We start from the raw sequence: 15310 nt of genomic DNA, 5'->3' as shown, positions 1-15310 counted from the left end.
TCCCGGGCGGGTATGCGGTGCGTGGGGGAAGAAGAAAGACAAGACCACCCCCCCCCCCCCCCCCCCCCCCCCCCCCCCCCCCGGACGGGCGTCAGGAGATCAGGGCGACCTCCGTGTCCGTCAGCGCCTTGCCGGCCACATGGACGTCGTCGACTGCGCCGCTCCAGAAGTCGACGTTTCCGCCGTTGTACTTGGCGCGGCCGACCGTGAACGCGCCGGTGCTGACGCGCGCCGGTCCGGCCGGGGCCGTCGCGACCCGCACGCCGTCGACGTAGAGCCGGATTTCGTTGCCGGCCCGGACACCCGTCAGCTCGTACCAGCGGCCGATCTCCGGCACGACCTCGTACCGGGCCCGGTTGCCGCCGGGGGTGCTGAACGCGAACGCGCCCTGCCCGTACTGCAGGTAGAACGGGCTCTCCTGCTCCCGGCCGTCCTGGCTCACCGCGGTCGCGTAGTTGCCGGGCAGCTGGTCGAGCCGCACCTTCGCGGACACGGTGTAGTCACCGGTCGTGTCGACGACCGGGCCGAGCGTGTCGGCGGAGCCGCCGCTGAACTGCAGCGCGCCGTCCTTGAACGCCACGCCGGACGGGGTGAGCGTCAGCGGGTTCCGGCCGCCGCTCGAGTCCTTCGCGGTTGTTCCGCCGCGCTCGTCGAGGTTCCAGTCGCCCTTGCCCGCGTAGGGATACGGCTTCCCCGCGTCGGCGCCGGCTTCGATCACCCGCCGGTTGATCTCGCGAACCGGACCCGGGTCGACCTTGATCCGCTTGCGGTCATACGTCCACAGCCCGTTGAGCTCGCCTTCGAGATCGGTGACCTGTGTGTAGACCGAAGCCGACAGCTCGGCCCTGGCCTGCCCGAGGTAGAACGTGCGGGTGTTGTCGACGTACTTCGCCGTCAGCGCCGCCTTGTCCGCCACGCCGCTGTAGATCGCGATCGGCGCACCCGGCCACTGGTGACCCGGCGTGCGCAGCGTGAAGCCGCCGTGCTCGCCGTCCATCGCGACGCGCCTGCCGTCCGAGGCGGCCGAGTCGGTGTTGTTGTAGTCGTGGTGGTCGATGACGTCGCCGCGGCCCGAGTCGCCCTTGGACGCACAGCAGTTCACCCCGCTGTGGGCGTTGACGATCCGGCTCGGGTCGGCGGCCTTGACCTGGTCGGCGATCCGGCCGGTGGCCGTCTTGTCCCACTCGCCCCAGCCCTCGTTGAACACGATCCAGGCGTAGACGGACGGGTAGTTCTGCAGCTGGTGCATCTCCTCCAGGCCCTGGCTGAGCCACGCCTGCTGCGCCCCGGGGTTGTTGCCGTCGTCGAGGGACACGAAGTCCTGCCACACCAGCAGTCCCAGCTGGTCCGCGTGGTAGTACCAGCGGGCCGGCTCGACCTTGATGTGCTTGCGGACGGCGTTGAAACCGAGGTCCTTCTGCGCCTTCAGGTCGAAGACGAGGGCGTCGTCGCTCGGCGCGGTGTTCAGGCCGTCCGGGTAGAAGCCCTGGTCCAGCTGCATCAGGGAGAAGAACGGCTTGCCGTTGAGCGTCAGCTTGGGGACGCCGTTGACGTTCGTGATGCCGGTGGACCGCATGCCGAAGTAGCTCTTGACCTTGTCACCGCCCAGCTTGATCTCCAGCTGGTACAGGTACGGGTCGTTCGGCGTCCACAGGTGCGGGCTGGGCACCGGAATCTTCAGGTTCGTGTTCGCCGGGCCGGTGACCGTGCCGACCTGCCGGCCGCGCGCGTCCTTGGCGACCGCCGTGACGGTGGCGGTGCCCGCGGACTTGACGTTCAGCGCCAGCGAGTTCGTGGTGAGGTCGGGCGTCGTCTTGATCTCGTCGATGCCCTTGTCCGCCACGGGTTCCAGCCACACCGTCTGCCAGATGCCCGACGACGGCGTGTAGAAGATCCCGCCGGGGTTGGGGGACTGCTTGCCCTTGGGCTGGTACGGGCCGGTGGTGTCGGTGACGGCGACGACGATCTCCTGCTCGTCACCGCGCTTGAGCGCGTCGGTGATGTCCGCGCTGAACGCCGTGTAGCCGCCGGTGTGTTCGGCGACGAGCTTGCCGTTCACCCAGACCTTGGCCTGGTAGTCGACCGCGCCGAAGTTGAGCTTGAGACGCTGCCCGCCGCCGATCTTCCAGTCGCGCGGGACGCTGACCGTGCGGCGGTAGAACATGTGGTCCTCGTGCCGTTCGAGCCCGGAGAGCTGCGACTCGATCGGGTAGGGGACGACGACCTTCTCGGGCAGCCGCTTGCCGAAGGTGGGCTGCTGGCCTTCCTTGGCGGCCGAGAACTCCCACGGGCCGTTGAGGTTGACCCACTTGTCGCGCTCGAGCTGCGGCCGCGGGTACTCCGGCAGCGGGTTGCGGGTGTCGACCTTCTCGCCCCACGGCGTCTTGAGCCGTTCCGTCGACGCGTTCGCGACGAGGCGGCCGGTCTTGCCGATCTTCGTGCCGTTGACCGCGAGCGCGCCCGCGCCGTCGTAGTAGAGGGTGACCCGCTGGCCCTTGAGGACCCGCTCGGCCAGCCGGATCGTGACCCGGTCGCGGGCCGTGGTGAGGGACGCGACCGGCATCGGCGTCGCGTCGACGTCGATCCGCAGGTGGTTTGCCAGGTCGCCGGTGCCCGAGACGCGGCCGTCGAAGCCGGTGGTGAGGGTGCGGCCGTCCTGGGACACCTCCGCCGTGCGCGGCACGACGGCGAAGTCGGCCGGGGGAGTGAACGCCGAGAGCGGCACGATCTGCTTGGTGATGGCCGGGCTCGACCAGCGCAGGAACATGTTCGCGCCGCCGGTGTCCTGGAACATCTCCAGCTTGAAGTCGTACTGCTTGCCGGCGGTCAGCGTGACCGGCGCGCTGGTCTGCTCGGAGTCCCAGTCGCCGACCCAGTGGTCGATCACCGGCGCGCCGTCGAGGAACAGCCGGAACCCGTTGTCCCCGATGGCGTAGAAGGTGTAGTCGCCGGTCCGCGGCACGGCGAGCCGGCCGGTCCACCGGGCGGTGGTGTGCTCGGTGCGCCCGGCGACCAGGCCGAATACCGAGGTCAAATCGGGGTGGTCGACCTCCCCGTCGAGCGCGGTGCCGGCGAGGTTGGCGAAGTCGTGCGCGTCCGGCGTCGACGGCGTGAAGTACTCGGCTTTCAGGCCGTGCACGGCCTCGGCGGCACCAGCGGGCGGCGTGCCCGAGGCGACGCCCAGCGCCACCAGCAGGGCGAGGAGAACGGAAGCGGCTCTTCTCATCGGCGGGGACCCTCCATTTTTACAACGTTGTAAAACGCTCCGGGGGAGATCCAATCAGATAATTCGGACTTCTGTCCAGGTCGCCTGCGGGGGTGCCCTGGATTTCCGCGTCGGGCTTGCCTACACCGACGGCTGCTCGCGGTCGTAGTACACCGTCATCGTGAGGTCGTCCTCGCCGCCGGTTGCCTCCGACGTGAAGGTGATGTCGTGGACCTGGATGTCGCCGAGGGCCTCGACCGCGTCGGCGACGCGACGGAGCAGCGCGGCGACGTCGCCCTGGCCCGGCCCGGTCGGGTTGCTCTGGGAGAAGTGGAAAGCACGCCACTGGTCACGCGGGTCGGTCATGGCGCCCAGCATGTCAGCACACGGCGGACGCCCGCGGTTCGTCCGCCGTGTCAGGGTGGCGGCCGGTGATGACCGCGGTGGTCAGCGGGGTGGAGGCGCCGGCGTGGGCGGACCCGGCTGCCGTCGTCCATGCGGTGGACCTGGAAGGCGCCAAGAACTTCCGCGACGTCGGCGGGTACGCCACGACGGATGGCCGTACCGTGCGCACAGGTGTGGTCTACCGGTCGAACAAGCGTCGACCGGATCCGGAAACCTGGGCCAGTCGATCGGCTACCCGTTCATGGTCGACTTCGTGGGTGCGGACTACGCCTTCGGTGACGTGTCAGGGCTGTGTCGTCCCCGTGTCAGGGTCGCCGCCGACAGTGGTCCTCATGACAAGCAACAGCATCTCCTCGACCGACTCCCACTGGACCGGCATGGTGCCGGTCGAAGACACGACGCTCGCCGTCACCGACTCCGGTGGCCCCGGCGTCCCGGTCCTCTACCTCAACGGCCAGTTCGCCACCCAGGGCTACTGGAAGCGCGTCCTCGCCGACCTCGGGGACGGCTTCCGCCGCATCACCTTCGACGAGCGGGCCCGCGGTAAGTCCGGGCGCTCCGCCGACTACTCCTTCGAAGCCGCCGTCCGGGACGTCGATGCCGTGCTCGCCGCCCGTGGGGTGGAGCGGGCCGTCGTGGTCGGCTGGTCCTACGGCGCCGTCGTCGGCGCGCACTGGGCGCACCGCAACCCCGAGCGGACGCTGGGCGCCGTCCTGGTCGATGGCGCCTACCCGCACGACTGGCTGGACGACGCCATGGAGGAGCGGATCCGCAAGCTCTTCAAGCGGATGAGCTGGTTCCTGCCGCTGCTGCGCCCGACCGGCCTGGCCCCGCGGATGACCGCCGCGCAGCAGGCCGAGAGCAACATCGAGCTCGGCAAGCTCTCCCGCGAGCGCGAGCTGGGCCCGGTGCTGGACGGCATCACCGTGCCGGTCCGCTACGTCGTCGCTTCGGGGACTTCCCTCGGCAGCAAGGGGGACGAGCAGGAGCGGATCCGCGTCAGCCTCGACGCCGTCATCGGCCGGAACCCGAACATCACCAGCGAGAAGGTCGCCAGCAACCACGGCGCGATCCTGCGCAAGGATTTCCGGGCCGTCACCGGCGCCGTCCGCGAGGTCGCCGCCCTCGAAAGCTGAGCGTCACCGGGCTTTCTCGTAGCCGCGCATCTGTTCGGCCATCCGCTCCAGTTCGGCCAGCGCAGCCGGCGAGGCGACGGCGAGGCCGCTGTGGGCGGCCGTAGGGCTCCGCAAGAACCGGCTGAACACCGGCACCAGCAATCGTTCCGGCACCATCCGCAGCGCACCGAACGCGCGGGGGACCACCGGCGTCGGCAGGGCGGCCAGGCTCTCTCGCATCACCCGGATCATGGCGCGGATCGCGGCCGGGTCGGCGGCCAGGGCCGCCGGGCCGCCCGCCGCGTGGGTCGCCTGCTCGAGGGGCACCGCGTACGCCGCGTGCGTCTTGAGCCACGCGTCCATCCGCGGCTCGGGCTTCGCGGTGATCCCGGCGGCTCGGAACGTCCGGACGATCCGGTCCAGCCGCGGGGTGGCGCGCCCGCCGGGCTCGCCGATCGGCATCGGGGTCAGGCGGTTCACGAGGCCGGTCGCGCGGTGGCGGACGACGTCGCCGTCCATCGTGCCGCCGGCGGTGAAGAAGCCGAGCAGCACGCGGTCGAGTCCGATCACCTCGCCCAGTGGCTCCGCGCCGGCCGCCCAGTTGAGCAGGAACAGCACGTCGCCTTCGACGCCGGCGAGTGCCGCCAGCACCGCGTCCACCTGGTGGGTGCGGACGAGGACGGCGATCAGGTCGTACCGGCCGGCCGGGTGCTCGACCACCGGCACCGCGACCTGCCGGACAGCCGGGCTGTCACCCTCGGCGAGCTGAACGCCGTGCCTGCGCAGGGCGGCCAGGCGCGCGCCCCGGGCGAGGAGCGAGACGTCGTGCCCGGCCTCGTGCATCCGGACGGCGAACTGGCTGCCGAGCACGCCGGCGCCGTAGACGAGCAGTTTCATGACGGCTCTCATTCATACGTTCGTTTGAATCATACGTGTGTATGGTAGCTGACATGGCGTCGCCCGACACCCGCACTCAGCTCCTCGACGCGGCCGAACACCTCTTCGCCGAGCGCGGGTTCCGGGGTACCTCGATCCGCGCCGTCACCGATCTCGCCGGAGCGAACCTGGCCGCCATCGGGTACCACTTCGGCTCGAAGGCCGAGCTCCTCACCGCGGTCGTCCGCCGGGTGGTCGAACCCATCACCGCCGCGCAGGCCGCCGGCCTCGACCGGCTGCTCGCCCGGACCCCGGACCCGTCGGTCGCGGATTTGGTGGAGGCGTTCGCGGGGCCGCTGTTCGACGGGATGCCGGCCGGTGACGAGGGCGGCGCCCGGACGTCCCGGCTGATCGTGCGGATCATCGGCGACCCGGCCGGGGAGATGCGCGAGTGGACCGGCCCGGCCGAGGACGCGGTCCGCGACCGCTACCTGGCGGCGTTCGGCCGGGCCCTGCCCGAGCTGTCCCCGGCGGAGCTGTGGTTCCGGATCCGGGGCATCCTGGCCGTCACGGCCGTGGACCGCGTCGAGATCCACAACCAGCACGCCCCGGCCGAGTCGTCCCCGGCGGCGGCCCGGCGCTTCGCGGTCACGTTCCTGGCGGCGGCGATGAGCGCGCCGCCGACCGGGACCTGACGGCCGCCTGCTCGCACAAGGCCGAGACTCGGCCGCCCGGAAATGCGGTTTTCCGGGAAAGCCGCATTACCGGAAGCGACGATCGGTGAACGGCCGCACGGGCAATTACCGGACCCGCGCGGTGCTGTCGATCACGTCGGCGTTACTGTCGCCGCCGTTGCGGGCGCGCTGAAACCGATCCGTGATCTCCGTCGGCAAACCGAGTACTGTTCGGACACCAATCGGACTCGAGGAAGTGGAGCGATGTCGGAACGACCGCCCGCACAGCATCGGGAAGAACGCCAGTCGGTCGGCCGGGCCGTAATCGGGGTGGTGGTCACCGCGGTCGTCGCCGCGGCGATCTGGACGTGGATATCCCTGTCGATTTCCGGTGGTCAGGGGATTGTCGTCGCCGTCGCGGGCGCGTTCACCGGGATCGCCGCCTGTGTCGCGGTGTTCTTCGCGTTGCGCCGCACCGATCAGGTCGCGCACGAGACCGGCCGGACGCAGGCCGCGCTCGACGAGGCCCGGCAGGCCCGCGAGTTTGTCCGGTTCAGCGACGGTGAGCTGGCCCGGCTGCTCGACCGGACGGTGCCCGACGCCGTCGCGAGGCTGCGCGGGGGCGCGCCGGCGGACAGCGTGCTCGCCGAAGTCCCGCGCCCCGCCGACGAACTCCACCAGCGCGTCCTGCGGCTGGTGGTCGACGAAGTCGCCGTCGGGGAACGCCGTCGCGCGGCCGCGACCGCTGCCTGCGCGAACGCCGCGGGCCGGTTGCAGGCGCTGGCGACCAGCACCCTCGGCGACCTGCGGGAAATGGAAAACCGCTCGTCGGACGCGATGCTCGGGGATCTCCTCAAAGTCGACCACAGCACGGCGCAGGCGGGCCGGCTGGCCGACAGCATCGCCGTGCTCACCGGCGCGCGCTCGGGCCGCCGCTGGACAAAACCGATCCGGATGGAGAGCATCCTGCGCGGCGCGCTCGGCCGGATCGGCGCCTATCAGCGGGTCCGCGTGCATTCCGCGAGCGGGGTGGCCGTCGTCGGCTATGCCGCGGAAGACGTCATGCACGCGCTCGCCGAACTGATGGACAACGCCACGAAGTTCTCGGCGCCGTCGGAAGAAGTGCACGTTTATGTCGAAGATCTGCACAACGGGGCAGTCATCACCATCGAAGACGGTGGCCTCGGCATGAAGGCGCAGGCTCTCGTCCGCGCCGAGCGCGCGGTGTCCCTCGACCAGCCGCTCGACCTGACCTCGATGTCGGGGACGCGGCTCGGGCTCGCCGTGGTCGGCTGCCTGGCGCGCAAGCACCAGCTGCACGTGTTCTTCCGGCCCTCCTCGCGCGGCGGGATCGGCGTCGTCATGCGGATCCCGACCCAGCTGATCACGCAGCCGCGCCCGGATGCCCTGCCGGAGCGGGAAGAACCGGCCGCCGCCGTCGCGTGGCCCGGCCCCGACACGAGCCACGAGATCACCGGCGAGCTGACCGAGCCGTCGGAACTGCCGAAGCGCTCGCGCGGGCAGACGCTGACCGCCGCGTCACGCCGGCCGCCGTCGCCCACGCCGAGCACGGCCCGCGCCGAACGGGACACCGGTTCCCGGTTCGGGGCCTTCCAGCAGCGGCGCAGCGGCGGGACCACGCCGTCGCGCCACACCGCCTCCCCGGCGGAAACCGGCGAAGACGCGTGACCCGCACCCCCGAACCCCGCCAGATTGGAGCGAGGGGACCCGTCAGACCGGTCCCCGGATTCGATGACTGACTCGGACAAGAGCCTCGAATGGCTCCTCGAAAACCTCGTCGGCAACACCGCCGGCGCCTGTCACGCTCTCGTGCTGTCGCGTGACGGCCTGAAGCTCTGCCACACGCAGGGCCTCACCGTCGACCGCGCCGACCAGCTGGCCGCGATCGCGGCCGGGGTCCAGGCGCTGGCGCACGGCGCGTCCGTCGAGTTCGGCGACGGCACCGGCGGCGTGCGGAACTCGATGACCGAGTTCCACGGCGGGATCCTCTTCATCGTGGAGGCCGGGGTCGGCTCGCACCTGGCCGTGATCGCCACCGAAGACGCCGACGTGGGCCTGATCGGCCACAACATGGACGAGCTGGTGGAACAGATCGGCTCGGTCTTCACCGCCCCGCCGCGCTTCACGGCGGCCGACCACCCGGCTTCGTGACCCGTTCGGCGCTCGACGGGGAAGACCCGGACCGGCTCTACACGGTCACGGGCGGGCGCAGCAGCGCGGACGACATCGACCTCGACCTCGTCACGCTGATCGTCCGGGAGTCGCTGCCGTCGGCGGGCATGCAGTCCGAGCACGTCCGGATCCTCGAGATCGCCGCGAAGCCGACGTCCGTCGTGGAGCTGTCGTCCGATCTGTCCCTCCCGGTGAGCGTGGTCAAGATCTTGCTCGCGGACCTGCTGGCCACGGGCAAGGTGTCCGCCCGACATCCGTCGTCTCGAACCACGGCCCCGGCCGCGGGACGGACCTCCGACTCGGAATTCCTCAAGAAGGTGCTCGTTGGACTCCGCAATCTCTGAAACAGACGAACGGCTGCCCCTGGCCGACACCGCGTCCGACGGACTGAAGATCGTCATCGTCGGCGGCTTCGGCGTCGGCAAGACGACGATGGTCCGGTCGGTCAGCGAGATCCGGCCGCTGAGCACCGAAGAGACGATGACCCAGGCCGGGGTCGGCGTCGACAGCATCCGGGGGGTGCAGGCCAAGACGACCACCACGGTGGCGTTCGACTTCGGCCGGATCAGCCTCGACGAGCAGCTGATCCTCTACCTGTTCGGCGCCCCGGGCCAGGAGCGGTTCTGGTTCCTCTGGGACAGCCTCTTCGCCGGCACGCTCGGCGCCGTCGTCCTGGTGGATGCCCGCCGCCTGGCCGAATCGTGGTACGCGATCGACCGGCTCGAACACCACGGGACGCCGTTCATCGTGGCCCGCAACAACTTCGGCCCGCCCAAGCACAGCCTCGACGACGTCCGCGCCGCGCTCGACCTGGACGGCGAGGTGCCGCTCGTCGACTGCGACGCCCGCGACCGGGACTCGGCCAAGCAGGTGCTGATCTCGCTCGTCGACCACCTCTACACCCTGTCCAAAGTCCGGGAGGGCGCATCGTGACCGGTTTCCAGACCAGCACCCCGGCGACGGAGCCGGTCGCCGCGGACCGGGTCCGGTTGTACGGACCGGAGTTCCAGAAGGATCCCGCCGCGCTGTACGCCCGGATCCGGCGGCAGTACGGCGGCGTCGTTCCGGTCCTGCTCGACAACGACGTCCCCGCGTGGCTGCTGACCGGCTACCGCGAGATCCACCAGGTGTGCCAGGACTCGCAGCTGTTCGCCCGCGACAGCCGCCGGTGGAACCAGTGGGAGAACGTCCCCGAAGACTGGCCGCTGCTGCCCTACGTCATGCACAATCCGTCGGTGATGTTCACCGAGGCCGCGGAACACCGGCGGCGGGCGGGCGCGATCGGCGACGCGCTGTCGGCGGTCGACCAGTTCGACCTGAGCGCGCACTGCGAGCGCATCGCGGACCGGCTCGTCGACGCGTTCGCCGGCAGCGGCGAAGCGGACCTGATCGCGCAGTTCGCCCAGCAGGCACCGCTGCTCGCGGTCGCGAAGATGTACGGCATGCCCGACTCGGAGGCCCCCGCGCTGGTGCGCGACGTCGCGCTGTCGCTGGACGTCGGCCCCGAGGCGCTGCCCGCGTACGTCCGGGTGCAGGAGGCGATGGCGCGGCTGGTGGCGGTGAAGCACCAGCAGCCGGGCGCGGACGTGCCGACGTCGATGATGCGGGACCCGGCGAACCTGACCGACGACGAGGTCGTCCAGGACCTGCTCGTGGTGACGGCCGCGGCCCAGCAGCCGACGGCGAACTGGATCGGCAACACCATCCGCCTGATGCTGACCGACAGCCGGTTCGCGATGACGCTGTCGGGTGGCCGGGGCAGCGTCGGCCAAGCCCTCAACGAGGTTCTCTGGCACGACACGCCCACGCAGAACTTCATCGGCCGCTTCGCGACGCGGGACACGGTGCTCAGCGGCGTCCGCATCCGGCAGGGCGACCTGGTGGTGCTGGGTCTGGCGGCGGGCAACGCCGACCCGCACGCGCGGCCCGACGCGGCGGCGGGAGCGCTGGGCAACCACGCGCACATGTCGTTCGGCCACGGTGAGCACGGCTGCCCGTACCCGGCGCCGGAAGTGGCGGAGGTCATCGCGCGCACCACGGTCGAGGTGCTGCTGGACCGGCTGCCGGACCTGGAGCTGGCGATCCCGGCGGAGGACCTGGTGTGGCGGCCTTCGGTGTGGATGCGCGGGCTCGAGCGCCTGCCGGTGGTGTTCACCCCGGTCCACGTCGCCGCATCGGGCGGCTGGTGACACCGGCTCCGGCCCGCCGATCCCGGTGGGCCGGAGCGCGTCGACGGCTACGCCGGGGTGAAGACGACCGGCAGTGACGCCGGTCCGCGGGTGAACACGCCTTGCTCGGCCGCCTCCGCGCCGTCGGCGAGCCGCAGGTCCGGCATCGCGTCGAGCAGCTGGTTGACGCCGACCTCGATCTCGGTCTTCGCCAGCAGCGCGCCGACGCAGAAGTGGCGGCCCAGTGCGAAGGACAGGTGGCTCGCCGCCGCCGAGAAGGCGGTTTCGGTCGGCAGGTCGGTGCGGAAGATGTCGAACGCGCCGGGGTTCGCGAAGCGCCGCGGATCACGGTTCGCGGCGCCGATGAGGCAGGTCACCGTGCTGCCGGCCGGGATCCGCTGCCCGTCGATCTCGATGTCTTCGGCCGGCTGCCGCATGATCATGTGCACCGGCGGCGTGTACCGCAGGGTTTCGGCGAAGGCCTTCGGGACGAGGCTACGGTCCGCGCGCACGGCCTCGAGCTGGTCAGGGTGGGCGAGCAGGTTCCGGAACAGGCCGGCGATCGCCTTGTCGGTGGTCTCGCCCCCGGCGGCGAGCAGCAGGCTGCAGAACGCCTTGATGTCCTCGTCGCTCATGGTGGTGCCGTCCACCTCGGTGGCGCACAGCGTCGAAAGCAGGTCGTCACCGGGGTTTTCGCGGCGGTGCCGGATGACCGGGATCATGTACTCTGCGAGCTCGTCGTGGGTCCGCAGGCCGGCCGCGGTGACGTCTTCGTCCTGGCTGAGGTTGCCGAGGAAGGCGATGATCGCGATGTACCAGCGCTGGAACCGCGCGTGGTCGCTGCGATCCAGGCCCAGCATGTCGACGATGACGTTGATCGGGAAGTGCCGGGCGTAGTCGCTGACGAGGTCGGCCGACCCTCGGCCGCGGAAGGCGTTGATGAGCTCCGCCGAGTTCCGTTCGATCACCGGGCGGAACTTGTGCTCCAGCTCGCTGCCCCGGAAGGCCGGGGCCACCAGCGCCCGGCGGGTCGAGTGCTCGCGGCCGCTCATCTGCAGGATCGTCCGGCCGTGGACGGGTTCCAGCTGCCAGCCGTAGTTCTCGGTGGTGAAGACCCCGTCCTTGAAGGCGCGGGACACGTCCTCGTAGCGCGAGAGGACGTAGCTCTGCATGCTTTCGTGCCAGGTCACCGGCGAATGCTCGAGCATGGCGTCGTAAGCGGTGTACGGATCGGCGGCGAACTCCGGAGACAGGAGGTCCGGTGCGTGCCCTGCTGAAGTCACGAGGCTCCCTTGCGCGGTGGTGGGTGTCAGCAGGCTATCGGGGATAGTTGCCATGGCGAAAGAGTCATGGCCGGTTCGGCGTACGGGTGGTCACCGGGCGGAATCGAAGTGGTCACGCCCGGTGACTCAGGGGTCTGGATGTCCGTCCTTTGAGGACTTGCCAGAGGCTCGAATCCTAATTGGACAGTGTGCTGCTGCTTGCTCTCGTTCGGCGTCGAGCGTTTCTGAATCGTTCTCGTAATCGTGTGCGAAACCACTGTTCGCTTGGCTTGGCAGGCGTCGAGCGCCGTGAGACCGTCGGCACATCGAATCGATTCCCTCGCAGTCGGAATTGGTTCCGTCGATCTGGAGGGGTTTCATGCTTTTTCGTGATGGTCGCGGGCAAGACGTTTCGAACCGCTCATCCGACGCTGCCCGGCCCATGCAGCTGCCGGACCGGATCGCGCTGGTGCTGGCCGATCGGATCGCCGGTGATCGCTTGTATCGCCTCGCGCGGTTGGTGGTTCTCGGCGTGGTCCTGGTCGGCGCCATGGTGAGCGCCGTCCTGATCGTGCATCCGGAAGTGGTGACCGCGCTGGTTCGGGCGAGATAGGAACGGTCACGTGATGCGGAAGGCGTCGATCATGCCGACCGACGTGCTGCGGTTGACGATCCGGATCGTGTGCTGCCCGGACGCCAGCCCGCTCTTCTGCCACACGACCTGCTGCACCTGCCGGGCGCCGTCGGCGTGGAGGTTGACCGTGGCCTGGAACGTGTTGTCCAGGTAGACGTCGACCGTGCCCATGTCGCCGTTGCGTTCCGACAGGTACTGGAGCCCTGTTCCGGTGAACGTGTACGTCGCCGTGGCGCCGACCGTGGTCGAGTGGTGGGTGTCGTCGTTGTAGTCGCCGTAGCCGCGGTTCGTGGTGGGGAACCAGTTGCTGTCGTAGCTCACGTCCGTGTCGTTGACCAGGCCGCCGCCGCCCGTGTTGAGGCCGAGGGTGGACGCCGTCCCGCTCAGTGTCTTCGCGCCCTGGTTCGGGCTGCCCGTCAGCCGCGTCGTCGAGTACGACGTCAGCGGCTTCGCGGTGCGTTCGACGATGTACGTGGTGCCGCTGGTGGTCGGGACGTCGAACTCCGCAGCCGCGGTGGTCAGCACGATCGTGCTGTCCGGCGCGCGCCGCACGCGGACCTGCTGGCCGCTCCACGGGTTGACGACGTGGGCGGTCGCGCCCCACTGGCTGCGCAGGCCGACGTACTTCGTCTCGTTCGCCTCGCGCTCGGAGCTGACGAGGAAGCCGTTCTTCGCCAGCAGAGTGAACTTGCCGACGAACGACGAGTTCGCCGGCGCCGCCGGGAACACGCGGATCTTGTCGTTGTAGGACTGCAGCAGGGCTTCGTTCATCGCGGAGAGGTTGACGCCGTGGTACTCGAAGACCCCGTTGGTGTTGCTGGTGAACCCGTTCGGGTAGTTCTGGTACTGCTGCAGCATCCGTTTCATGCCGGTGAACGTCTGGTCGCCGAGGCCGAGCCGCGCGGCCTGCACGGCGTCGTTCGCCCAGACGTTGCCGTAGGGGAACGGCCGGGCGTTCCAGGTGGTCAGCGCGGTCTGGTAGTCGGGCGCGCCGATGCCGGTGACGTTGTACGGCCAGATCAGCTCCGACGCGACGTTCTCGCCGTTGCGCGTCTGCGACAGCGGCGGCTGGTGCGGCTGGTAGGCGCCGTTCTGCTGCGGGTACGCGACGAGGTTGTCGAGGACGCGCTGCCATTCCGGGCGCAGGTTCGCGTCGGCGCCGAGCTGCTGCGAAACCTGGATGGCGATGGGGAAGATGCTGCGTACGGCGGCCAGGTCGGTGATGGCGTTCGGGACGTTCCAGTACGTCTCGTGGGCGTTCGAATTCGCCATGTGGTACTTGCCGTTGCCGTCGACGGAAAGCATGCGGGAGTAGAACTTCGCGGTTTCCCGGATGAACGGGTAAGCGACGTTTCGCAGGTAGTTGTCGTCGTTGGTGTACCGGTACTGCAGGTACATGTTGTACGCGGCTTCGTACCCCGTGGACAGGATGTTCTTCGTGTAGTCGCTGTTCACCGTGCCGCGGGCGTTGCCGTCCCAGCCCATGGTTTCCGGCACCCACAACCCGTCCACGCCGTAGCGCGTCTGCGTGTACGACTTCAGCGCGGTGTAGTTGCGGCTGTAGAGGCTGTTGAAGGTGGTCATCAGGTCGACGTGGTTCGAGGCGAGGAACGAGTTGTAGACGTCGCGCTGGTTCCAGTACCAGTAGGCGTTGCTCCACTTCGTCTGGTCGCCGGTCGCGCGGAAGACGCCGTTGATGAAGTGGTACGGGTAGTTGCCGTACCCGCCCGCGGCGATCAGGTACGTCGAGAGGTAGTAGACGTTCTCGAGGTAGTCGGCGTCGCCGCCGAGCCCGCCGTACTGGACGAAAGACTTGCTCCAGAAGCCGTGCCACCAGTTCCGGTAGGCGTTGTAGGTGCTTTGGTAGCCGGTCGACTTGACCGCGTTGAGCGCGTTCTTCGCCTCGTCGACCGAGTTGTTGCCCGCGGCGTTGAGCCGGGTGCTCGCGGTGAACCAGACGGTGTAGCTCGAGGTCGGCGTGATCGTGAGCCGCACCCGGCTGTTGTTCACGACCGAGGCGCTGTAGTTCGCGCCTTCGACGGTCGCGGCCAAGGTGTAGCCGAACTTCTGCGGGTCGGTCTGGCCGCGGCTGATCCCGGCGCCCGACGCGTCGGCGTAGCTCGAGACCTGGCGCCAAGTAGTGATGTCCGGGACGTCGCCGATGTTGCCGAGGTTCGCGACGTCCCAGAGCGACAGCTCCAGCGTCACCGCGCTCACCCCGCCTCGGGTGTCGTCGACGTGGATGCCCATGACCTCGGAGCCGGGCCGGCCCATGACGGTGACAGTGCGGTTGCTGTCGTACTTCGTGGTCAGCGTCCCGTCGTAGAGGGAAAGCCGCTGCTGGTAGGTGCTGTAGCCGGAGTCCATCGCCGGGGTGGTGGCGAGGTTGACCAGGCCGGCGCCGAACGCGGTCTGCTGGGAGGCGTCGACGTTCGACACCTGCATGGTCAGGCCGTTCTGCTGCCAGGCCATCGCCCCGGTGCGGCCGTTGCCGACGGTCAGGCCGTAGTTCGGGTTGGTGTTCGGCCGGTTGTAGACGATGTCGTGTTTGGCCAGGTAACCGGCGTAGTCGACGTCGAGCCGCCCGGCGGCGGGGGAGAAGGCGGCGTCCCCCGGGGCGGCGAGCGCCGGGGAGGTGACGGTGAGCGCGGCGCCCAGCAGCACCACGACGGGAAGCAGGCTGATCGACCTCATGGAGCACCTTCCGAGGTGAGGTGGGCCCGTGGCGGCGGGGAAGGTCTCGCAAGATCACCGCAGAGATATGACGAATAGCGGATT

At 69.6% G+C, this 15310-nt stretch carries 13 protein-coding genes and 1 pseudogene; 9 read left to right on the top strand and 5 right to left on the bottom strand.

The window, feature by feature from the left end; translation table 11 throughout:
- Positions 1-91: 91 nt before the first annotated feature.
- Both ACZ61C_RS27965 and ACZ61C_RS27960 read right to left on the bottom strand, forming a co-directional pair.
- On the bottom strand, positions 92-3226 hold the full coding sequence (locus tag ACZ61C_RS27965) for a PA14 domain-containing protein (RefSeq protein WP_465310807.1): 3135 nt from the start codon (positions 3224-3226) through the stop codon (positions 92-94).
- A 120-nt stretch (positions 3227-3346) separates the two neighbouring features.
- The gene (locus ACZ61C_RS27960; protein ID WP_465310806.1) at positions 3347-3571 is read right to left on the bottom strand and encodes a hypothetical protein; all 225 of its coding nucleotides are present in this window, start codon (positions 3569-3571) and stop codon (positions 3347-3349) included.
- Positions 3572-3639: 68 nt separating this feature from the next.
- Between ACZ61C_RS27960 and ACZ61C_RS27955 the strand changes: the two are divergent.
- Both ACZ61C_RS27955 and ACZ61C_RS27950 read left to right on the top strand, forming a co-directional pair.
- Positions 3640-3759 (top strand): annotated as a pseudogene (locus ACZ61C_RS27955) (tyrosine-protein phosphatase); the annotation flags it as partial.
- Between the two features lie 183 nt (positions 3760-3942).
- Positions 3943-4746, top strand: coding sequence for an alpha/beta fold hydrolase (locus ACZ61C_RS27950; RefSeq protein ID WP_465311146.1), 804 nt, complete (start codon positions 3943-3945; stop codon positions 4744-4746).
- Positions 4747-4749: 3 nt separating this feature from the next.
- Here ACZ61C_RS27950 and ACZ61C_RS27945 read toward each other — a convergent pair whose 3' ends face one another.
- Entirely contained in the window at positions 4750-5622 is an 873-nt protein-coding gene (locus ACZ61C_RS27945; protein WP_465310805.1) for a ketopantoate reductase family protein, read from the bottom strand.
- Positions 5623-5675: 53 nt separating this feature from the next.
- On the opposite strand from ACZ61C_RS27945, the gene ACZ61C_RS27940 reads away from it, so the two are divergent.
- The 6 genes from ACZ61C_RS27940 to ACZ61C_RS27915 all read left to right on the top strand — a co-directional run bounded on the left by ACZ61C_RS27940 (position 5676) and on the right by ACZ61C_RS27915 (position 10657).
- Complete coding sequence (locus ACZ61C_RS27940) at positions 5676-6296, top strand: TetR/AcrR family transcriptional regulator (protein WP_465310804.1); 621 nt, start codon at positions 5676-5678, stop codon at positions 6294-6296.
- 243 nt (positions 6297-6539) lie between these two features.
- Entirely contained in the window at positions 6540-7964 is a 1425-nt protein-coding gene (locus tag ACZ61C_RS27935) for a sensor histidine kinase (protein ID WP_465310803.1), read from the top strand.
- A gap of 63 nt (positions 7965-8027) precedes the next feature.
- Positions 8028-8447 carry a roadblock/LC7 domain-containing protein gene (locus ACZ61C_RS27930; protein ID WP_247049526.1) on the top strand — a complete coding sequence of 140 codons (420 nt, stop codon included), beginning with the start codon at positions 8028-8030 and terminating at the stop codon, positions 8445-8447.
- A complete protein-coding gene (locus ACZ61C_RS27925) occupies positions 8444-8812 on the top strand; it encodes a DUF742 domain-containing protein (RefSeq protein WP_465310802.1) in 369 nt (122 codons plus the stop codon). The genes ACZ61C_RS27930 and ACZ61C_RS27925 overlap by 4 nt, the downstream gene beginning before the upstream one ends.
- A complete protein-coding gene (locus ACZ61C_RS27920) occupies positions 8793-9401 on the top strand; it encodes a GTP-binding protein (protein ID WP_465310801.1) in 609 nt (202 codons plus the stop codon). The genes ACZ61C_RS27925 and ACZ61C_RS27920 overlap by 20 nt, the downstream gene beginning before the upstream one ends.
- A complete protein-coding gene (locus tag ACZ61C_RS27915) occupies positions 9398-10657 on the top strand; it encodes a cytochrome P450 (protein ID WP_465310800.1) in 1260 nt (419 codons plus the stop codon). The genes ACZ61C_RS27920 and ACZ61C_RS27915 overlap by 4 nt, the downstream gene beginning before the upstream one ends.
- A gap of 47 nt (positions 10658-10704) precedes the next feature.
- Here the strand turns inward: ACZ61C_RS27915 and ACZ61C_RS27910 are convergent, their stop codons facing one another.
- Positions 10705-11919 carry a cytochrome P450 gene (locus ACZ61C_RS27910; RefSeq protein ID WP_465310799.1) on the bottom strand — a complete coding sequence of 405 codons (1215 nt, stop codon included), beginning with the start codon at positions 11917-11919 and terminating at the stop codon, positions 10705-10707.
- Between the two features lie 421 nt (positions 11920-12340).
- Here ACZ61C_RS27910 and ACZ61C_RS27905 point away from each other — a divergent pair, with 421 nt between their 5' ends.
- Entirely contained in the window at positions 12341-12511 is a 171-nt protein-coding gene (locus ACZ61C_RS27905; RefSeq protein ID WP_465310798.1) for a hypothetical protein, read from the top strand.
- Between the two features lie 6 nt (positions 12512-12517).
- Here the strand turns inward: ACZ61C_RS27905 and ACZ61C_RS27900 are convergent, their stop codons facing one another.
- Positions 12518-15226 carry a glycosyl hydrolase family 95 catalytic domain-containing protein gene (locus ACZ61C_RS27900; protein ID WP_465310797.1) on the bottom strand — a complete coding sequence of 903 codons (2709 nt, stop codon included), beginning with the start codon at positions 15224-15226 and terminating at the stop codon, positions 12518-12520.
- Positions 15227-15310 lie beyond the last annotated feature (84 nt).

This window comes from Amycolatopsis sp. NPDC104587 (genome assembly GCF_055583645.1).
The sequence above is the reverse complement of the archived record's forward strand: the minus strand, read 5'-3'. Positions and strand labels throughout refer to the sequence as shown.